We start from the raw sequence: 19,329 nt of genomic DNA, 5'->3' as shown, positions 1-19,329 counted from the left end.
AAAATGAAAATTGGAAACCGTGAATTCGATGTGAATCATAAAACCTATATCATGGGAATTTTAAATGTGACACCGGATTCTTTTTCAGATGGTGGAAAATGGAATCAGAAGGACGCGGCGCTGGCTCATGTAGAGAGCATGCTTCAAGACGGCGCGGATATCATCGATGTGGGTGGGGAATCAACCCGTCCAGGGTTCGCGCAGGTGGACGCCCAGGAGGAGGCATCCAGAGTTCTGCCGATGATAGAGGAAATCCGCAGACGTTTTGATGTGCCGATCTCTGTGGACACGTATAAGGCTTCGGTCGCCGAGCAGGCAATCCAGGCAGGGGCGGATTTGGTCAACGATGTCTGGGGGCTGAAAAAGGACCCTGCTATGGCAGGTGTGATTGCGAAGCATGGAGTCGCCTGCTGCCTGATGCACAATAAAAAGGAAGCGGTGTACGACAATTTCCTGGTAGATATGCTCCATGAGACCCAGGAATGTGTAAATCTGGCAAGGGCTGCGGGGGTTCAAGCAGACAGAATCATTGTGGACCCCGGCGTGGGCTTTGGAAAGGACTATGAGATGAACCTTCTCACAATCCGCAGGTTAGATCTCTTTCGGGAGCTGGGATATCCGGTTCTTCTAGGTACGTCCAGGAAATCGGTGATTGGCCTTACATTGGATTTACCCACTTCTGAGCGAGTGGAGGGAACGCTGGCCACGACAGTGATGGGAGTGATGAGCGGCTGTGCTTTTGTCAGAGTCCACGATATCAAAGAGAACAAACGGGCGATCATGATGACGGAAGCGATTCTGGGAAAATAGGGATAGAAAGAAGGCTGCTGTACAGAAGAATGGCTGTCGCCGCGGGAGCGGATGCCAAAATCTGTGCGGCGGTCTTTTACTGTATAAGCTCTTGGATAGCGGCTGTGCAATGCACGGGGCAATCCGCAGCTTATACTTTTTGGAGGCGCTGCCGGCAAAAGCGGTGCTGTGTGCCGGTGGCACGCGTCTAGCACGGACTGTAGCAGAGCGAAGACCTGCCGTGCTCGCGCGGGAAAAATTTTAAATAGACGGGAGAAAATCATGGATAAAATAATGATTGACGGACTGGAAATTTTTGCGAACCACGGGGTATTTCCTGAGGAAAATAAGCTGGGGCAAAAATTCGTGATCTCTGCGGTCCTGTGGACGGACACGAGGCCGGCAGGGTGCAGCGACGATTTGAATCAGTCCATAAACTACGGTGAGGTGAGTCAGAGGATAACGGAGTTTGTGCAAAAAAATACATTTCAACTGATAGAGACTGTGGTGGAGCGGCTGGCGGAGGAATTGTTGTTGACCTATTCGGAGCTTATAAAAATACAGTTGAAAATTGAGAAGCCGTGGGCGCCGGTGGGACTGCCTCTTCGCACCGTCGGTATCGAGATTGTACGGGGATGGCATACGGCTTACGTGGCTTTTGGTTCTAATATGGGAGACAAAGAGGGGTACGTAAACGCATCCATTGAGGGATTGCGCCAGACGAAAGGCTGCAAAGTGGAGGCTGTGTCAGATTTTCTGGTGACGGAGCCCTACGGCGGAGTGGAGCAGGATGAATTTTTAAACGGCGTGCTGAGGCTGCGCACCTTGCTGTCTCCCCAAGAACTGCTGGAACGTCTTCATGAGTTGGAGCAGGAGGCAAAAAGAGAGCGAATCGTTCGTTGGGGTCCGCGCACCTTGGACTTGGATATCTTGTTTTACGACGACTGTGTGATTGATACAGAGGAACTTCACATTCCCCATATCGACTTGCAGAATCGGGATTTTGTGCTAAGGCCGATGAATCAGATTGCGCCTTATCTGCGGCATCCAGTTTTGAATCAGACGATCTCTCAGCTCTGGGAAAACCTGTGTCGGCAGTAGGAGGAGTCTATGAGAGAAAAATTAAAAAAGATACAAGGCGTGGTCTTTGACATGGACGGACTGATGTTTGACAGTGAACGGATTGTCCAGCATGCGTGGAATGTGGCTGGGCGTCAGATGGGCTATGGAGATTTGGGCTATGAAAATATGTGTCATACCATCGGTTTTAATGTGGTGCGCAGACAGGAATACTTTCTGAAAAAATATGGACAGAATTTTCCCTTTGAAGAGTTTAAAGAGAGGTACAGAGAGGCCTATGCAGCCTATGTAAAGGAGCATGGGGTGCCGGCCAAGAAAGGGCTGCATGAGCTTTTGAGGGTACTGAAAAATAGAGGGATTCCCATGGCGATTGCCACCTCCTCTAGCCCGGCACATGCCAGGGGAAATGTGGAAAAAGAGGGGATTGGAGATTATTTTGTCGGGATGATTACCGGTGATATGGTGACAGAGGGAAAGCCTTCTCCTGAGATTTATCAGAAGGCATGTGAACTTTTGGCAATAGAGCCCTCCAAAGCCTTGGCACTAGAAGACTCTCTTCACGGTATCCAGGCGGCTCACAAAGCGGGGATGGTGACCGTCATGGTACCGGATTTAGTTCAGGATTCCGGGTTGATAGATGGAATTTTGGATGGGAAGGCGGAGTCGCTGTTGGAAGTCGCGCAGTGGATGGAAGGAGAGAGCTGATGGACAGTAAAGTAAAATGTGTGGCCCTGGATTTAGATGGAACTCTGCTCTCGGATGAAAAGAAGGTATCTGAGGAGAACCGGGAGGCGCTGATGCGGGCTGCAGAAAAAGGGGTACATATCGTGATTGCCAGCGGACGGGCCTATACGTCCTTGCCAAAAGAAGTGTTGCAGATACCTGGAATCGAGTACGCGATCACTTCGAACGGTGCGAAAATCTATCATGTTCTGACCAGAGAATGTGTGCGGGACACTCGGATGACGGCTGCCTCTGTGGAAAAAATTCGCCGGCAAGTAAAAGGGATGGGAATGGCAGAGGAAATCTTTGTGGACGGACAGCCGTATGCTATGGCAGCCTATGTGAAAGACCCTGTTGCCTATGGTATTGAAAAGCATGCGGTTTCCTACATCCAGACGACGCGGGTGCCGGTGACAGATGTGGAAGAGTTTTTTCAGATTCATGCAGGAGAACTAGAATGTCTGGACTATATCTTGAAGGATGTGACGAAAAGAGATGAGATTTGGAGACTTTTAGAGGAGACAGTGCCGGATATCTATGTCACCTCTTCCATGCCCAACAGGTTGGAGATCTCCCACAAGGATGCCGGAAAGCGTGCAGCCTATGAGTGGCTGTTGGGACAGCTTCAGATTCCACCTGCGCAGGCAGCCGCGTTTGGGGATGCGGACAATGACTGGGAGATGTTGGATTTCGTGGGGTACGGAATCGCCATGGAGAATGCGACAAAACGCTGTAAAAAGGCAGCTCGGGCTGTGACTAAGAAGAATACGCAGTCAGGGGTGGCTTATGGCTTTTCGACTTACCTTTGCATATAGAACGGCTGTGAAAAACAATTGGCATCAGAAAGGAAAAAAGAATGAAACCAACAATGAAAAGAGTCGCAGCGATTCATGATCTGTCCGGATTCGGAAGGGCTTCGCTGTGTTCTATTATTCCCACGCTTTCAGCTATGGGTGTGCAGGTCTGTCCGGTTCCCACTGCGATTTTGTCTACGCACTCCGGGGATTTTGAAAATTATACCTTTCAGGACCTGACAGATACGATTCCGGCTTATATGGCCCACTGGAAACAGTTGGGACTTGAGTTTGACTGCATATATTCCGGCTTTTTGGGCTCTCCTAAACAGACCCAAATCGTGGCGGATATCTTTGATGATTTTGCCACCGAGGACACTTTGGTGGTGGTGGACCCTGTGATGGGAGACAATGGGGATTTGTACAGCTCAATTCCGGAAACTATGATTCCACAGATGCGTAAGCTCATAGGCAAGGCGGATATTATTGTTCCCAATTACACGGAGGCGGCGATGCTTCTGGGAAGGGAGATGGAAAGGCAGCAGACGGACGAGGAACTAAAAGAATGGTTAAGGGAACTGGCGGATTTAGGACCAGGCACTGTGATGATTACGAGTGCGCCGGATATGGAAAAACCGGAGATGATGAATGTGATTGCCTATGAGAGAGAGAGCGGAACTTACTGGAAAGTAGCGAGTAGGCTGCTGCATGATTACTATCCGGGAACCGGAGATGTCTTTGCCAGTGTCTTGATTGGTTCATTGCTCAGAGGGGAGAGTCTGCCGGAAGCGATTGATTGGGCGGCTCAGTTTGTCTCCCAGTGTATCAAAGTTAGTAGCGGATACGACTATGAGCGCAGAGATGGAGTGCAGTTGGAGCGGGTGCTTCCGCTGCTTCACCAAGATCATCTGGTAAATGGATATGAGCGTTTTTGAATATGAGGTTGTGGGATTTTTTATAGAGGCAATGGAGTGAGAACAAGATTGGCGGTGGCAGAATAATTGTGGTTCTTTTGGAATCTCAGAAAAAGGCTTTACTTCTTTTTTTTTCTTATATATAATAGGGCATGGATGATTTCTGGTATAAGGTGAAGGACAAGAGTCCGCACCGACTGGGAGCGGCAGTGGCTGCTGCTGGTTTGCAAGTGACAAAGCGTAGAAAGGAAGAAAAAGCATGGGCGGAATTTTTGGAGTAGCTTCAAAGGAAAACTGCACGTTGGACCTATTTTTTGGAATTGACTACCACTCTCATCTGGGAACGAGGAGAGGTGGTATGGCCGTATACAATAAAGAGAAAGGCTTTGACCGGGCAATTCACAACATTGAGAATTCTCCGTTTCGTACGAAATTTGAGAGAGATGTGGACAGCCTGGAGGGTAATCTGGGAATCGGCTGTATCTCAGACAACGAACCGCAGCCTTTGATGGTGCAGTCTCACCTGGGCAGTTTTGCGATCACGACTGTCGGAAAGATCAATAACATGGAACAGCTGATTGAACATTCCTACAAGAATGGGTGTACACACTTTTTAGAGATGAGCGGTGGAAGTGTCAATCAGACGGAGATGGTGGCATCTTTGATTAACCAAAAGCAGACTCTGGTGGAGGGGATTCAGTATGCTCAGGAATTGATTGATGGTTCCATGACGCTTCTGATTATGACTCCAAGCGGACTGTATGGGGCCAGAGATCTGATGGGAAGAACACCTTTGATCCTCGGTAAGAAGGAAGGCGCTTGCTGTGCTTCTTTTGAAAGTTTTGCCTTTGGAAATCTAGGATATGATACGCTTCGGGAATTGGGACCAGGAGAGATCGTATATATCACTCCTGACGGGGCGGAGACTCTGGTGCAGCCGAAAGATAAGATGAAAATCTGTTCTTTCCTGTGGGTGTATTATGGATATCCCACCTCTACCTACGAGGGAGTCAATGTGGAGGAGATGCGCTATAAGTGTGGGGATATGTTGGCTCGAAGAGACGCAGAGAAAGTACATCCTGACATTGTGGCGGGAGTTCCGGACTCTGGCATTGCCCATGCGGTGGGCTACGCGAACCGTTCTGGAATTCCGTTTGCTCGTCCTTTTATCAAATATACTCCTACCTGGCCGAGATCTTTTATGCCGACTCAGCAGAGCCAGAGAGATTTGATTGCGCGTATGAAATTGATTCCGGTACATGAGTTGATTCGTGGAAAGAGCCTGTTGTTGATTGACGATTCTATTGTCCGTGGCACGCAGCTTCGGGGAACCACCGATTTTTTGTATCACAGTGGAGCGAAGGAGGTTCATATCCGGCCGGCATGTCCGCCATTGATGTACGGGTGTAAGTATTTGAATTTCTCCAGGTCAAAATCAGAGATGGATTTAATCACCAGACAGGTAATCCTGAAGCGGGAGGGCGAGCTTCACTATGAAGATAAGCTGGAAGATTACGCGAACCCAGATTCCCAGAACTATAAAGAGATGTTAGAGGATATACGCCAGGAACTACACTTTACTTCTCTGAGATACCACCGTCTGGACGATATGATTGAGTCTATCGGCATCTCACCGTGTAAACTGTGTACCTACTGTTGGAATGGAAAAGATTGAGTAGGTACAAAAGACCATGAAAAAAATTCGTCTGGACAAATATCTTGCCGATGCCGGAGCGGGGACACGCAGTGAGGTGAAAAAGTATATCTCGAAGGCACAGGTACAGGTGAATGGAAAAACCGTCTTAAATCCCGCGGAAAAAATCGAACCAGAAGAGGTTGAGGTCTGTTGTCTAGGACAGGTGGTGCATGTGGATAGATACGAGTATTATCTGCTCCACAAACCGGCAGGCTGCGTCAGCGCCACAGAGGACGTAAGAGAGAGGACAGTGATGGAGTTTGTGCCATCCCGGAGAAAAGATCTCTTCCCAGTGGGAAGACTTGACAAGGATACAGAAGGGCTTTTGCTGATTACCAATGACGGGGAACTGGCCCATCGGCTTTTGGCACCTAGAAGACATGTGCCAAAACAGTATTTTGCGCAGATCAAAGGGAAGATGACCCAGGAGGACGCGCAGAAATTTCGGCAGGGAGTCGAAATTGGAGAGAAAAATCCGACGCTTCCAGCTAAGTTGGAGATTCTCTCTGTAGAAAATGGGGAGGAAGGCTGGATATCCTGTATAAATCTGACCATTGAGGAAGGAAAGTTTCATCAGATCAAGAGGATGGTTCAGGCAGTGGGCAAGGAAGTGATCTACCTGAAACGGATCTCCATGGGACCGCTGTATCTGGACGAGAACTTAGAGAGGGGGCAGTGCCGCCCTCTGACAGAAAAAGAGATAGAGTTGCTGAAGAAAGCTGCCACAAAATCTTGAAGGGTTTTGTGGCAGCTTTGTGCGTGATAAGTCCGGTAAAGGGAAAGGAGATCTTTCCCTATCAGATCGTCAATAGTCTGTTCTGTGATAAAAGCGTCCGTTAATATAGTCTGTCTTAATGATGTTGATAAACGCCGAGGGGTCTACTTCTTTTACTTTTTTAATCAATAGCTTTGCTTCCTCCCGAGAGACGACGGAGTACAAAAGAGTCAATTCATCCTGACTGTAACAGCCTTTTCCGGTGAACTGTGTGGCGCTGTGATGGGTGAAATTTTTGATTTCCTCGTAGACCTTGGCAGGGTGTCTGGTTACAATGAACAGGGTATGTTTTTTGTACCTCTGGTGCAGAATTTGAATAGTTTGTGTGCAGGTGAACTGGAAAATGATGGAATAAAGAGCCGCATCCCATCCGAACAGCAGGCCGGCCACCGTCAGTAGCACGGCGTTGCCTGCCAAGATATAATTCCAGATATCCCGTCCACGTTTCTCCGAGACCAAAATCGCGATGAAGTCTGTTCCGCCTCCCGAGGTGTTGCCGATCAGACAGAGACTGGCTGCCAGACCGTTGATCAGACCACCGAAGATACTAATCAGGAGAGGATCGTAGGTGATCGGCTGGCTGGGGATGAAGTCAGTCAAAAGGCTGGTCAGTACCACGACACAGCAGGAGCTGACAGTGAACTTAGGCCCCAGGTACTTAAAGCTGATAAAAGCGGGAATTGCGTTCAAAGGCAGGTTGATGAGACTAAAAGGGATTGCAATTCCAAAAAATTGAGTACCGATCTGCTGAACTAGCAAGGTCACTCCGTTAAAACCGCTGGGGTACAGTCCCCCGGCTCTGACGAAGGTCTTGATATTGACTGCGAAAATAACAGCGGCAATGATCGCGCAGGACATACGCCTTGCCTCGTGCCGCAGATTGACAGAAGAATTTTGCAAAATACTCCTCCCTTCTAGAAAGAAAAGAATCCATCTCTTACTATCAAGATACCTTATATACGAAGGAATGTCTACAACTATATGATTATTTTAAGAGCTGTAAAAAAGCTTCTGTCAGGTGGTCATTCTGTCCTGGAAGCATCAGGCAGAAGCGAAAATAAGTCTCATCCAGAAACGGAAAGGTGGAGCAGTTGCGAATCATCATTTTTTGGCGAATACAGTGGTCAAAAAGCTGCTGTGCATCAATACCTTTTTTCAGAATACGCACTAGGAGGAAATTCGCGCAGCCTGGATATACCTTCACGGAATTCCAAGAGGAGAGTTCCTGATAGATGCGTTCACGCTCGGAATGAATCAGCTCTTTGGTTTTCTGTATATAGGATTCATCTCGAAACATAAACTGGCCGGCGAGTTCAGCGAGACTGTTCACAGACCAGGGGTCTTTTTTCTGATTAATCTCTTGGAGCAGATCTAAGTTGCCTGTAATTGCATATCCCAGCCGCAGGCCAGGGCAGGCGAAAAATTTGGAAGTTCCTCTCAGTATAATTAGATTCGTGTAATAGTTGGTCAAAGACACAGAGGAAATGTCTCTTGGCTCCGGGGCAAATTCCACATAAGTCTCATCGACCATGACGAAAATTCCGTATTGCAGACAGACATCCAGGATTCTGCGCATATTTTTGTTGGTAACTGCGGTGGAGGTAGGATTGTTTGGATTGCACAAGACCAGAAGGTCGAGTCCTTCGTGGAGTTGAGCGCATAATCCTTCCACATCCAAAATAAAATTCTGCTCTTCCTTCAGAGGATAGTAGAGGCTAATACCACCTCCCAACGAGATATCTCTCTCATATTCAGAGTAGGTGGGGCCTAAGATTAAAGCCTTTTGGGGATGTAGAGTCTGGATAAAGTGGGAGATGAGTTCGGTGGAACCGTTGCCTACCAGTACGTATTCTGACTGTGCACCTGTGTAGGCGGCAATCTCGCGCCGAAGCTGTGTGTATTCCCGGTCAGGATAACCGGTGATGACATCCAGATGCCTGGCGAGATGTTCTTTTAGGTTGTCAGATAGTCCCAGTGGGTTGACATTGGCACTGTAGCTTACGAGCTCTTCTTTTTTAATTCCATAGACTTTCTCTATTTTTTCTAAATCACTGCCGTGAAAATGATCTTTGTGTGTTAACATGGTTTTTCTGGGCTCCTTTGTTGCGCAGCTTTCGTTTGTAGTGTATAATTCGATTATAACGTTTCGTAAAAAATAGTCAAGGATGATAGAGGGTAAACTTTGAAAAGAAGAGTAGAACAGATGATAAACGGTAAATTTGAATATGAGGTGCCTAAGCTGATTTTATCACAGGAACGGATTCAGATTCGGACATCCTGCAAGAAAAACAGTCAGGGAGAGATCTATCTGGGTACTAAGGAGAACTGCAAAATTCGGGGTTACGTCAGCTCCTCTCACAGAAGAGTCGTGCCAGAGGTCTCGCAGTTTACGGGAACAGCGGTGAAGATTTCTTATGGAATTGATGTGGAGGGACTGCTGCCCGGAGAGAGCTTTCAGGGACAACTGACGTTTTTGACAAATGTGGGGGAATATCACATTCCTTTTTTTGTTGAGATAGAAACCAATCCTGTGACCAGTACCAGTGGAGAGATTTCTACGCTGGAGGAGTTTGCGAAACTGGCCAGACGGGATTTTCGGGAAGCTTTCCGACTGTTTACGTCGGAGAATTTTCAGCAGGTTTTGAGGGGGGCGACAGAAAAAACTTTTTCACTGTACCAGGGGATGACTCACAATCCAGTCACCTATCAGCACTTGGAAGAGTTTCTGATTAGCGCTGGTCAAAAGGAGCCAGTGAATCTCACGTTGAAAAATGAAAAGGTATCCTTGTATCAGGTGAGAGAATCTCGGCTGGAATCCTTTGAAATTCAGAAAAGTGGATGGGGATTTCTTCGCCTTGAAGTGGAGGCAAGAGGTGATTTTCTGGAAGTCTCAAAACACATGGTGCGTGATGAGGATTTTATTGGAAGTGTTTACCAAGTGGAATATATGATTCACGAATCCCGCCTGAGGAAGGGAAGAAATTTTGGGGAGATTCTCGTAAAAGGACCTTATCAAACCTTGGTCTATCAGGTGATGGTCTCTAGAGACAAAGAGGTGCAGGTGAATATCAGTGCTCTAGAAAAACAGCAGAGAGTCCACCTCTTTCAGACTTATCTGGAATTGAGAACACGGCGGCTGGATTACCGCCAATGGCTGAGTGAGAGCAGAAAAATTTTGAAAACGCTGAAGGACGCAGGCTGTGATTATCCAGATTATCAGATGTATGAGGCGTTTTTGTGCTATCAAAATGAGGAGATTTTGCAGGCTCAGAAAATTTTAAAGCAGTATGAGAATAAATCTTTCACCAAAAAGGATTTAGAATTGGCTGGTGTCTACTTATACTTGTGCCGGTTGACTGGCCTTCTAGGACCGAAAAAAGAGATTGTCCCCAAAATTCGAAGTTTTTATAATCAGAAGGCGGACAGTTTTCTACTGTTGTGGATCTTGTTGCAGGCAGACGAGGAGTACCGGCTCTCGCCCTCGAAATCTCTCTTTATGTTGGAAGAGCAGTATGAGAGGGGCTGTCGAAATCCATTGATGTATCTGGAAGCTTGGCAGCTGGTGGAAAAAGACATCACTTTGCTTAGAAGGCTCAATGGCTTTTGGATTCAGGTGTTTTTGTTCGCAGGAAGACGGGGGCTGCTGACGAAAGAATTGTCCATGCGCCTAGCCTATCTGTCGGGATACCTGAAAAAATTTTCCGGGAGTCTGCATATGGCACTCACAAAGGCCTATGAACAGTTTCCGGAGGACGATACTTTAGAAGCTGTCTGCCGTCATATTATGAAAGGAGAACCCAGGAAGAGCCAATTTTTTCCGTGGTTTTCTCTGGCAGTGGAGCGCGGTCTTAGACTTACAAGACTGTATGAGTATTATATGGAGACGATGGACTGTAGTTATCAAAGACCGCTGCCGCGCACGTTGAAAATGTATTTTTCTTACAACAATAACCTGGGTGATCTAAAGAGAGCTTATATTTATGCCAATGTGATTCAAAATAAGGCTACAGACCCGCAGGCATACAGCAGCTATCAAGAGACGATTCAGCGGTTTGCGAAGAGCAAGATTCTGGAAGGGAAAATGAATGAAAACTATGCGGTGATCTATCAGGAGTGCCTGTCAAAGCCTTGCAGTGGGCAGGAGGCAGAAGGGTTGGCTGGCCAGATGTTCACACACCGGCTTTACTGTGATGATTCGAAGGTGAGAAAGGTGATTGTGCGGCACAGTCAGTTAAAAAATGAGGAGGCATTTCCCTGTGTGGACGGGGTGGCCTATCCGAGAATTTATACCAAGGACGCTGCGATTCTTTTTGAGGATGATAAACAGCGCAGGTACGCATCAACAGTGGAGTACAATTTGACCAGGATGATGGATGAGAAAGAGCTGGCTTTGGTATGCAGACAGTATGAGGTGTGGAAGCCGGGATTTTTGCTGTATATCTGTGAGCAGGAATCAGTCAGCAAAGAGAATTTGGATGTCTGCCAAAGACTACTGGAATCGTCCGAGTTTTCCGAGGCTTATAAAATACAGGTTCGCCGCAGGTTGCTGGATTATTACTCTCAGAACGCCCAGGGGGAAGACTTGGATGATTATCTGAAGCGAGTGGATTTGAAAAAATTTGCGCGGGTGGATAAGACTGCTCTCATGGAAGTTATGATTTCCAGAGGGATGTTCACGAAAGCTTATGAGGTCATGTGCAGCTACGGGCATGAGGGTCTCAGCTTGGAGAGTATGGTCAAGCTGTGCAGCAGGATGATCCTGGAAAAGGACATGGAAGAGGAAGAAGAGCTGGTAGCCCTGGCCGCTCATGTGTTTCAGCGGGGAAAATATGACGAGGCGATTCTCACCTACCTGCTGTATTATTTTGTGGGACCTATGGATGAGTTTTTCAGACTGTGGAACTGTGCCTGCGATTTTCAGACAGACACCTACGGCGTGGAGGAAAAGATTCTCCAATTCTTGATGCTAACCTGGGATTATCGCCGGGAGGGTGCTAGGGTTTTGAAGAACTATATCCAGCAGTCAGGTAAGGAGACCTTGATTTTAGCTTATCTGAATTTTGCATCCTATGGTTTTTTTATCAAGGGATATTCCCTGGACCCATTTTTGGAAGAATGCCTAGAGACAGCTTATCTTAGAAAGTGGAAGATGGACATGGTGTGTAAACTGAGTCTTTTCCAGTGCCTTGTGTCAGTAGAGACCTGGACAGATCAGCAGGAAAAAATCGTCCGTGAACTTTTAGATATGTGCGTTCACGAAGGATACATGTTCCGATTTTTTGAGAGATTACCGGAGCAGATGAGAAGCCCGTATCAGTTGGACGACAAGGCTTTTGCAGAGTGTAGGACAGCTCAGAGCGCGAAGGTGACACTCTACTATGCGATGGATCACGGATTGGGAAACACTCTGCAATATAAGAGTGAGCCTATCAAAGATAGCTATCAGGGAGTGTTTGTGAAGACATTTACCTTGTTTTATGGGGAGGTCCTTCATTATTATTTTGTCATTCAGTTGAAAGATGAACAGAAGAAAACACAGGAGCGCACGCTGACAGTCGGACACCTTGACATGAACAGTCAGAGTAAGTATCAGCTTTTGAACCAGATGTTAGCAGCGAGGAGGCTTGGCAAAAACCAGGAGATTTTAAGTAAGATGAAAAATTATCTTCGACAGGAACATTTTGTCAAAGCGATGTACCGAATAGAGAAGGAATAAAAAATGAATGAGATCAGAGATATTCTTATCGGCGTAGATTTTGGAAGAGAGGTTTCGCAGATTTGCTATTATGACCGGAAGCGCCAGGAGCCTGCGGAGGTATCCATGAAAGTTGGTGCCAATCTTTTTGAAAACTCTACCTGCGTCTGCTGTTGGGGGAAGAATCAGGAGTGGAGCATTGGCTTAGAGGCGGAGTATTTTGCGAGGGAACGGGAAGGCTTTTTAGTGGAAAATCTTTTCGAGCTGTGCGAGGAGGATCAAGGAGTCCAGGTGGGAGAGCAGTATATGGAAGCCTGGGAACTGGCGGCGGTCTATATCCAGGGACTGATTCGTTTTCTGGGCAGCATGGAACCAGTGAAAAACACCAAATGCTTGGCGATCACAGTCCAGAGACTGAATGGAAAGATGGTCAAAAATTTGCAGAAGGCATGTGAGAGCCTGGGTTTTCAAAAAGAACAGGTGCTGCTTATGGACTACTCCGAGAGCTTTTACTACTATGCTTACTGCCAGCGACCAGATTTTCGCAGCAGGAATGTGGGATGGTTCGATTTTAAAGGCAATGAAGTGTCGTTTCGAAAATTGTTTGCCAGCATGAGCGGAAAGGTTACACTGGTAAAGCTAGGAGACTCTGTGAGAGCAGCAATCGGGGAGGACCCCAAAGACAGAGATTTTGATTTTTATCAATTCCTGGTGAACACGCTGGAGAATGATTTGTATTCGAGTATCTATATTACAGGAGAAGGATTTGACCAGGAGTGGGCGAAACCGAGATCAATTCCGCTTCTTTGCAGACAGCAAAGAAAGGTTTTTCAGGGAAATAATCTTTTCGTGAAAGGAGCTTGTTACGGTGCGAAGGAGCAGCTCGAAGACAAGAAATTAAAAGGCTTTTTGTATATGGGAGACGCTCTGGTGAAAATGAATGTGGGAATGGAGATGCAGGTAATGGGGACTCCGGCCTACCATATCTTGATTGAAGCTGGGCGTAATTGGTATGACTGCCAGGCAGACTGTGAGTTGATTTTGGATGGCAGGGAAGACCTCACGTTTCTGGTTATGGGAATGGATGAGAGCTCCTCTAAGAAGGTAAAGATGAAGCTGCCTGGGCTTCCAAAACGGCCCAACAAGACGACGAGGCTGCATCTGCATATGGAATACACAGCGCCAGGCATCTGCGAGATTGTTGTAGAGGATTTAGGCTTCGGGGAAATGTACCCGTCCAGTCAGAAGATTTGGCGGGAGACGGCACATTGGTGAAGGAGGGATTGGATTGAGCGGCTATATTTTATGTCAGGTGAAGAAAGCGCAGAAGCCGTATTTTATAGAAAATATCAGTACCAATATTTATTCCATCGAGGAACTTTGCTTTTATCTGTGCCACAATTTATATCTGGTTGATGAGTCGATTCGCAATGAAGAGTTGTTAAGGTGGCTGGAGGAAGAGCTGGGACTTGGGAAGCTGGCTGTGAAGTTGCAGTCTCATCTACGAAGAAATGAGGCCTTAGAGGAATTTTTATATCCGATTCTCAAGGAGATCAATTATTTAAGCTACGAAGAAATGCGTTCTTTGAACGGACAGTTGGACAAGATGGAGGAAGAACCTCTGGTGATACACCGAAAAAAGAGGGGAGATTGCCTGGTGGAGAATGGAATGTACGTGAACGCAATTCAGACTTACCGGGAAGCCTTAAAAGCAGAAGAGCCCAGACCAGGTTTTTATGCTGGAATTTATCACAATCTGGGGTGTGCGTACAGTTACCTGTTTCAAAAAGAAGAAGCTTTGGAGTGTTTTGAGAAGGCCTATGGGATTTCGCACACTTTGTCGGCTCTGAGGACTTTTTTGATTGCTTTTTACCACTGTAAGGGGAAAGAGGCATATGAGAGTAAATTAAAAGAACTAGAAGTGGATATCACCACAAGGCAGAAAATTCAAGAGGAGATTGATCGGATTAAAGAGCAGTCTGCCAAGATCGAAGTCGAGGAGAAAGAGATTGACTCGGTGTTGGAGAGACTGACCGTGGAATATCACAGAAGTACTTCTGCGTAAGATGTGCTTTTGTCGTTGACAGTGAGTGAAGAATATGGTAGAATCGCCTTGTACTTTAGTGTGGTAACATGATACCATGATTGCATAAAAAAGGAGAAGGAGAGAAAAAGTATGAAGAGGAGAGCGATCATTGTACTGTTGGCGGCGGTGATGACTGTAGGAGTGTTTGCAGGTTGTAAAGGAAGCAACGAATCTGATTCCGCGAAGACAGAGGAGACCGCGGATGGCGGAGAAAGCAAAGATGATATTTTGGGGGACGGAGTATTCACCGTGGGTTTTGATGCAGAATATCCGCCTTTTGGCTATATGGACGATACCGGAGAGTATGTGGGGTTTGATCTAGACTTGGCAAGAGCCGTTTGCGAGGCGAAGGGGTGGAAATTTGAAGCTAAACCGGTAAACTGGGATGCGAAAGATTCTGAGTTGAATTCAGGAACGATTGATTGTATTTGGAATGGTTTCACAATCAATGGCCGCGAGGACGATTATACCTGGACAGAACCGTATTTGAACAATGAGCAGGTGATTGTAGCAAAAGCGGATGCAGGAATCGAAAGTCTGGATGATCTGGCGGGTAAGGCAGTGGTTGTACAGGCAGCGTCGGCGGCTTTGGATGCTTTGAACAACGATGACAACAAAGCGCTTGCAGAGAGCTTTGGTTCGCTGACTGAGAACCCAGATTACAATACTGCGTTTATGAATTTGGAATCAGGGGCGGCAGATGCCGTAGCGATTGACATCGGTGTGGCCAACTATCAGCTGTCCCAGAGAGAAGAGGGTGCCTTTGTGATTCTGGACGAGCCGATTCAAAGTGAACAATATGGAATTGGCTTTAAGAAAGGTAACGACGCACTCAAAGATGCAGTCTGGGAGGAAGTTTTAAAACTGAATGAGGATGGGACCGTTGAACAGCTGGCAGATGAGTACGGTGTGAATGTAGAGATGATTTGCATAGAATAATAAGGAGGCTGTCTGGAAACCGCAGCCATGTATGGCAGAGTTTTCAGGTGGCCTCTTTTGCGCTGTCGTTTAGACGGCTGCAGAATGGAGGAGATTATGACAATAGAGACGATGATTCAACAGTTGGCCAGTGGAATGGTGATTTCCACAGAGATATTTTTTCTCACACTTTTATTTTCGCTACCGTTGGGATTACTTGTCTGCTTTGGTAGAATGTCCGGATTTCGTCCTCTTAGATGGTTGACGTCGGCGTATATATCTGTTATGAGGGGAACTCCGCTGATGCTGCAGCTGATGGTGGTTTATTTCGGGCCTTATTTCTTCTTTGGCATCAGTATCACTCAGGGATACAGCATGATTGCGGTGTTGATTGGATTTTCCCTGAATTATGCCGCTTATTTCGCGGAGATTTACAGAGGCGGTATTGAATCCATGCCGGTGGGGCAATATGAGGCAGCTCAGATTTTGGGATATAAAAAATCGCAGACTTTTGTACATATCATTCTACCTCAGGTGATAAAGAGAATCCTCCCAGCAGTGACCAATGAGGTCATCACTTTGGTGAAAGACACTTCTTTGGCCTTTGTTCTGGCTGTGGCGGAGATGTTTACAATCGCGAAACAGATTGCCAGTTCTCAGACGACCATGATGCCTTTTGTGATTGCGGCGGTCTTTTATTATGTATTTAATCTGCTGGTGGCTGTGGTAATGGACAAGATTGAGAAGAGACTGAGTTATTACCGTTAGGAGGAGCGCGATGAGTTTATTTGAGATGAAAAATATTACGAAGAATTTTGACGGGCAGGAAGTGCTAAAAGGAATCTCTCTGACGGTGGACCAAGGGGAGGTATTGGGAATTATCGGGCCTTCTGGTTCTGGAAAATCCACGCTACTTCGGATTGCTACCGGTCTAGAGAAGGCGGACGGGGGGACAATTGAGAAGAATGGCAGTGTCGGTTTGGTATTTCAGAATTTCAATCTGTTTCCCCACTATTCTGTGATGAAAAATATTGTAGATGCACCGATAAAGGTCCAAAAGAGAAAAAAGGATGAAGTTTATGAGCAGGCAAGGAAGCTGCTGGCTCAAATGGGGCTCTCAGACAGAGAGGATGCCTATCCGTTTCAGCTCTCTGGAGGACAGCAGCAGCGGGTCTCTATCGCGAGGGCCTTGGCGATGAACCCTGACATTCTGTTTTTTGATGAACCGACCTCGGCTTTAGACCCGGAACTGACCGGAGAGATCTTAAAGGTGATTCAGGAGCTGGCGTCAGAGCACATCACGATGGTGATTGTGACCCATGAGATGGCTTTTGCGAAGGCGATATCCGACCGGATTTTGTTCATGGACCAGGGAGTTGTGGCAGTTCAGGGCAGTCCAGAAGAGGTGTTCTCGTCACAGAACGCTCGAATGAGAGAATTTCTCGGAAAGTTCCATTAGGGAAATACCAGAGTTACCGTTCAGACCTCCATCATTCCGCGAAGCGTGTTACTGCTCACGAACTGCAAATGAGTGAACAATACACGTAGAAGGTAATCGAGAATGAATTTTGAGGTAAGTCTTGCTTTTCAATATCTCATGTTATATAATTTTTCTGTTATGTGTAGTTGAAACGAAAGAATCCCAAATTGAAAGGAACAGGTGAACAATATGGAAAAAAGAGAACAGCTTTATGAAGGCAAAGCAAAGAAAGTGTTTGCAACAGACGATCCAGACGTAGTAATTGTATCTTACAAAGATGATGCGACTGCATTCAATGGTGAGAAAAAGGGAACGATTGTCGGAAAAGGCGCGATCAATAACCGTATGACAAACCATGTTTTTAAACTGTTTGAGAAGGCTGGCGTTCCTACTCATCTGATAGAAGAGTTAAATGACAGAGAGACAGCTGTTAAAAAAGTAGATATTGTGCCTTTGGAGGTAATTATCCGGAATGTGGCAGCGGGAAGCTTCTCAAAGCGCATGGGCGTGGAAGAAGGAAGAGAATTATTATGTCCAATTTTGGAATTTAGTTATAAAAATGACGATCTGGGTGATCCGTTTATCAACGATGACTACGCGTTAGCACTGGGACTGGCGACCAAAGATGAGCTGGCGAAGATCAGGGAATACACTCTGAAGGTGAATGAGATTATGAAGGAATATTTCTTACAGGCAAACTTGAAGCTGATTGACTTTAAGATTGAATTCGGACGCTTTCACGGAGAAATTCTGCTTGCCGATGAGGTATCACCGGACACCTGTAGACTATGGGATAAAGATACCAACGAGAAGCTGGACAAAGACCGTTTCCGCAGGGACTTAGGAAATGTAGAAGAGGCATACCAAGAAGTGTTTAAACGCTTAGGTTTGGCCTAAACTCATAAAAATATCAAAAGGAGAAGTCGGATGAGCACAGATAGATATGTAAGCCCGCTGTCAGAGCGCTATGCCAGTAAAGAGATGCAGTATATCTTTTCGCCGGATATGAAATTTAAGACTTGGAGAAAACTTTGGATAGCTCTGGCGGAGACGGAAAAGGAGTTGGGGCTGAACATTACGCAGGAGCAGATTGATGAGTTAAAAGAGCATGCGGAGGATATCAATTACGAGGTCGCAAAGGAGCGGGAGCGTCAGGTGCGTCATGATGTGATGTCCCATGTGTATGCTTATGGCGTACAGTGCCCAAAAGCCAAGGGAATTATCCATCTGGGAGCGACCTCTTGCTATGTGGGTGACAACACAGATATCATTGTGATGGCTGAGGCATTGAAACTGGTGCGCAAGAAACTGGTCAATGTGATCGCAGAGCTTGGAAAGTTTGCGGAGGAGTATAAAGCACAGCCGACACTGGCGTTTACACATTTCCAACCGGCACAGCCGACGACGGTGGGCAAACGTGCCACACTGTGGGCCCAGGAATTTTTGATGGATTTGGAAGATCTGGAATATGTGCTCGGCACGTTGAAATTGCTGGGCTCTAAAGGGACAACCGGCACTCAGGCAAGTTTTCTGGAATTGTTTGACGGAGACCAGAAAACTATCGACAAGATTGACCCTATGATCGCAAAAAAGATGGGATTTTCCAGCTGCTATCCGGTGTCTGGACAGACTTATTCTCGAAAAGTTGACACTCGTGTGCTGAATGTGCTGGCAGGAATTGCGGCCAGCGCCCACAAGATGTCCAATGATATCCGTCTGCTACAGCATTTGAAGGAAGTGGAAGAGCCGTTTGAAAAAAATCAAATCGGTTCCTCGGCGATGGCCTACAAGAGAAATCCAATGAGAAGTGAGAGAATCGCCTCTCTGTCCAGGTATGTGATGGTTGACGCACTGAATCCAGCAATCACCTCAGCTACCCAGTGGTTCGAGAGGACCTTGGATGATTCCGCGAACAAACGTCTGAGTATTCCGGAGGGCTTTTTGGCCGTCGACGGTATTTTAGATCTGTGTCTGAACGTGGTGGACGGACTCGTGGTATATCCGAAGGTGATTGAAAAACGGCTGATGTCGGAACTGCCATTTATGGCTACGGAGAATATTATGATGGATGCGGTGAAAGCTGGCGGTGACCGCCAGGAGCTCCATGAGAGAATCCGTGAGCTGTCCATGGAAGCAGGAAAGCATGTGAAGGCGGAAGGAAAGGATAATGATCTGCTAGAGCTGATCGCGGCTGACCCTGCGTTTAATCTGAGTCTGGAAGATCTAAAAGCAGCTATGGAACCTTCCAGATATACAGGACGCGCGAAGGAACAGGTAGAAACTTTCTTAGAACAGGTGGTCAGACCTGTGATCGAGGAACATAAAGATCTTTTGGGAGTTACGGCGCAGATCAATGTCTGAGGGGCAAAGAGGCTGGTC

17 protein-coding genes are annotated in these 19,329 nt (G+C 46.7%); 15 read left to right on the top strand and 2 right to left on the bottom strand.

Annotated elements, in window-relative coordinates; translation table 11 throughout:
• Nucleotides 1-3 precede the first annotated feature (3 nt).
• From folP to BLHYD_RS11855, 7 genes are all read left to right on the top strand, one after another.
• Nucleotides 4-810: a dihydropteroate synthase gene (gene folP / locus BLHYD_RS11885; protein WP_005950873.1), complete on the top strand. Its 807-nt coding sequence runs from the start codon at nucleotides 4-6 to the stop codon at nucleotides 808-810.
• 261 nt (nucleotides 811-1,071) lie between these two features.
• Nucleotides 1,072-1,890: a 2-amino-4-hydroxy-6-hydroxymethyldihydropteridine diphosphokinase gene (gene folK, locus BLHYD_RS11880; RefSeq protein WP_005950875.1), complete on the top strand. Its 819-nt coding sequence runs from the start codon at nucleotides 1,072-1,074 to the stop codon at nucleotides 1,888-1,890.
• A 9-nt stretch (nucleotides 1,891-1,899) separates the two neighbouring features.
• Nucleotides 1,900-2,574 carry an HAD family hydrolase gene (locus BLHYD_RS11875; RefSeq protein WP_005950876.1) on the top strand — a complete coding sequence of 225 codons (675 nt, stop codon included), beginning with the start codon at nucleotides 1,900-1,902 and terminating at the stop codon, nucleotides 2,572-2,574.
• Nucleotides 2,574-3,407, top strand: a complete 834-nt coding sequence (locus BLHYD_RS11870) for a Cof-type HAD-IIB family hydrolase (protein ID WP_005950885.1) — start codon at nucleotides 2,574-2,576, stop codon at nucleotides 3,405-3,407. Before BLHYD_RS11875 ends, BLHYD_RS11870 begins: the two co-directional genes overlap by 1 nt.
• A 41-nt stretch (nucleotides 3,408-3,448) precedes the next feature.
• Nucleotides 3,449-4,321 carry a pyridoxamine kinase gene (locus BLHYD_RS11865; protein WP_005950887.1) on the top strand — a complete coding sequence of 291 codons (873 nt, stop codon included), beginning with the start codon at nucleotides 3,449-3,451 and terminating at the stop codon, nucleotides 4,319-4,321.
• Nucleotides 4,322-4,559: 238 nt separating this feature from the next.
• Nucleotides 4,560-5,975 (top strand): amidophosphoribosyltransferase, encoded by a 1,416-nt coding sequence (locus BLHYD_RS11860; protein WP_005950891.1) that lies wholly within the window; start codon nucleotides 4,560-4,562, stop codon nucleotides 5,973-5,975.
• Nucleotides 5,976-5,991: 16 nt separating this feature from the next.
• Entirely contained in the window at nucleotides 5,992-6,732 is a 741-nt protein-coding gene (locus BLHYD_RS11855) for a pseudouridine synthase (RefSeq protein ID WP_005950908.1), read from the top strand.
• A 69-nt stretch (nucleotides 6,733-6,801) separates the two neighbouring features.
• Here the strand turns inward: BLHYD_RS11855 and BLHYD_RS11850 are convergent, their stop codons facing one another.
• Both BLHYD_RS11850 and BLHYD_RS11845 read right to left on the bottom strand, forming a co-directional pair.
• Nucleotides 6,802-7,629, bottom strand: coding sequence for a YitT family protein (locus BLHYD_RS11850; protein ID WP_005950910.1), 828 nt, complete (start codon nucleotides 7,627-7,629; stop codon nucleotides 6,802-6,804).
• Nucleotides 7,630-7,756: 127 nt separating this feature from the next.
• On the bottom strand, nucleotides 7,757-8,854 hold the full coding sequence (locus BLHYD_RS11845; RefSeq protein WP_005950911.1) for a pyridoxal phosphate-dependent aminotransferase: 1,098 nt from the start codon (nucleotides 8,852-8,854) through the stop codon (nucleotides 7,757-7,759).
• Between the two features lie 99 nt (nucleotides 8,855-8,953).
• On the opposite strand from BLHYD_RS11845, the gene BLHYD_RS11840 reads away from it, so the two are divergent.
• The 8 genes from BLHYD_RS11840 (at nucleotide 8,954) to purB (ending at nucleotide 19,311) form a co-directional block, all read left to right on the top strand.
• Nucleotides 8,954-12,487: a DUF5717 family protein gene (locus BLHYD_RS11840; RefSeq protein ID WP_242648406.1), complete on the top strand. Its 3,534-nt coding sequence runs from the start codon at nucleotides 8,954-8,956 to the stop codon at nucleotides 12,485-12,487.
• A gap of 3 nt (nucleotides 12,488-12,490) precedes the next feature.
• A complete protein-coding gene (locus BLHYD_RS11835) occupies nucleotides 12,491-13,741 on the top strand; it encodes a DUF5716 family protein (protein ID WP_005950915.1) in 1,251 nt (416 codons plus the stop codon).
• A 13-nt stretch (nucleotides 13,742-13,754) separates the two neighbouring features.
• A complete protein-coding gene (locus tag BLHYD_RS11830; RefSeq protein WP_021844857.1) occupies nucleotides 13,755-14,531 on the top strand; it encodes a tetratricopeptide repeat protein in 777 nt (258 codons plus the stop codon).
• A 111-nt stretch (nucleotides 14,532-14,642) separates the two neighbouring features.
• Nucleotides 14,643-15,491, top strand: coding sequence for a transporter substrate-binding domain-containing protein (locus BLHYD_RS11825; protein ID WP_005950919.1), 849 nt, complete (start codon nucleotides 14,643-14,645; stop codon nucleotides 15,489-15,491).
• Nucleotides 15,492-15,587: 96 nt separating this feature from the next.
• Nucleotides 15,588-16,238, top strand: coding sequence for an amino acid ABC transporter permease (locus BLHYD_RS11820; protein WP_021844856.1), 651 nt, complete (start codon nucleotides 15,588-15,590; stop codon nucleotides 16,236-16,238).
• A 10-nt stretch (nucleotides 16,239-16,248) separates the two neighbouring features.
• The gene (locus BLHYD_RS11815) at nucleotides 16,249-16,929 is read left to right on the top strand and encodes an amino acid ABC transporter ATP-binding protein (RefSeq protein ID WP_005950928.1); all 681 of its coding nucleotides are present in this window, start codon (nucleotides 16,249-16,251) and stop codon (nucleotides 16,927-16,929) included.
• A 210-nt stretch (nucleotides 16,930-17,139) separates the two neighbouring features.
• On the top strand, nucleotides 17,140-17,847 hold the full coding sequence (gene purC / locus BLHYD_RS11810) for a phosphoribosylaminoimidazolesuccinocarboxamide synthase (RefSeq protein WP_005950936.1): 708 nt from the start codon (nucleotides 17,140-17,142) through the stop codon (nucleotides 17,845-17,847).
• Between the two features lie 30 nt (nucleotides 17,848-17,877).
• Complete coding sequence (gene purB / locus BLHYD_RS11805; protein ID WP_005950937.1) at nucleotides 17,878-19,311, top strand: adenylosuccinate lyase; 1,434 nt, start codon at nucleotides 17,878-17,880, stop codon at nucleotides 19,309-19,311.
• Nucleotides 19,312-19,329 lie beyond the last annotated feature (18 nt).

This window comes from Blautia hydrogenotrophica DSM 10507, assembly GCF_034356035.1.
GTDB classification, from domain to species: domain Bacteria; phylum Bacillota; class Clostridia; order Lachnospirales; family Lachnospiraceae; genus Blautia_A; species Blautia_A hydrogenotrophica.
Note: the sequence above shows the minus strand (reverse complement) of the source record. Positions and strands in the feature narration are given on the sequence as shown.

Excerpts from the sequence above, each read along its gene's own strand:
- purC (WP_005950936.1), top strand. The coding sequence starts at position 17,140 with ATGGAAAAAAGAGAACAGCTTTATGAAGGCAAAGCAAAGAAAGTGTTT.
- BLHYD_RS11815 (WP_005950928.1), top strand. The coding sequence starts at position 16,249 with ATGAGTTTATTTGAGATGAAAAATATTACGAAGAATTTTGACGGGCAG.
- BLHYD_RS11855 (WP_005950908.1), top strand. The coding sequence starts at position 5,992 with ATGAAAAAAATTCGTCTGGACAAATATCTTGCCGATGCCGGAGCGGGG.
- BLHYD_RS11820 (WP_021844856.1), top strand. The coding sequence starts at position 15,588 with ATGACAATAGAGACGATGATTCAACAGTTGGCCAGTGGAATGGTGATT.
- purB (WP_005950937.1), top strand. The coding sequence starts at position 17,878 with ATGAGCACAGATAGATATGTAAGCCCGCTGTCAGAGCGCTATGCCAGT.
- folK (WP_005950875.1), top strand. The coding sequence starts at position 1,072 with ATGGATAAAATAATGATTGACGGACTGGAAATTTTTGCGAACCACGGG.
- BLHYD_RS11845 (WP_005950911.1), bottom strand. The coding sequence starts at position 8,854 with ATGTTAACACACAAAGATCATTTTCACGGCAGTGATTTAGAAAAAATA.
- BLHYD_RS11875 (WP_005950876.1), top strand. The coding sequence starts at position 1,900 with ATGAGAGAAAAATTAAAAAAGATACAAGGCGTGGTCTTTGACATGGAC.
- BLHYD_RS11870 (WP_005950885.1), top strand. The coding sequence starts at position 2,574 with ATGGACAGTAAAGTAAAATGTGTGGCCCTGGATTTAGATGGAACTCTG.
- BLHYD_RS11865 (WP_005950887.1), top strand. The coding sequence starts at position 3,449 with ATGAAACCAACAATGAAAAGAGTCGCAGCGATTCATGATCTGTCCGGA.
- BLHYD_RS11850 (WP_005950910.1), bottom strand. The coding sequence starts at position 7,629 with ATGTCCTGCGCGATCATTGCCGCTGTTATTTTCGCAGTCAATATCAAG.
- BLHYD_RS11860 (WP_005950891.1), top strand. The coding sequence starts at position 4,560 with ATGGGCGGAATTTTTGGAGTAGCTTCAAAGGAAAACTGCACGTTGGAC.
- folP (WP_005950873.1), top strand. The coding sequence starts at position 4 with ATGAAAATTGGAAACCGTGAATTCGATGTGAATCATAAAACCTATATC.
- BLHYD_RS11835 (WP_005950915.1), top strand. The coding sequence starts at position 12,491 with ATGAATGAGATCAGAGATATTCTTATCGGCGTAGATTTTGGAAGAGAG.
- BLHYD_RS11825 (WP_005950919.1), top strand. The coding sequence starts at position 14,643 with ATGAAGAGGAGAGCGATCATTGTACTGTTGGCGGCGGTGATGACTGTA.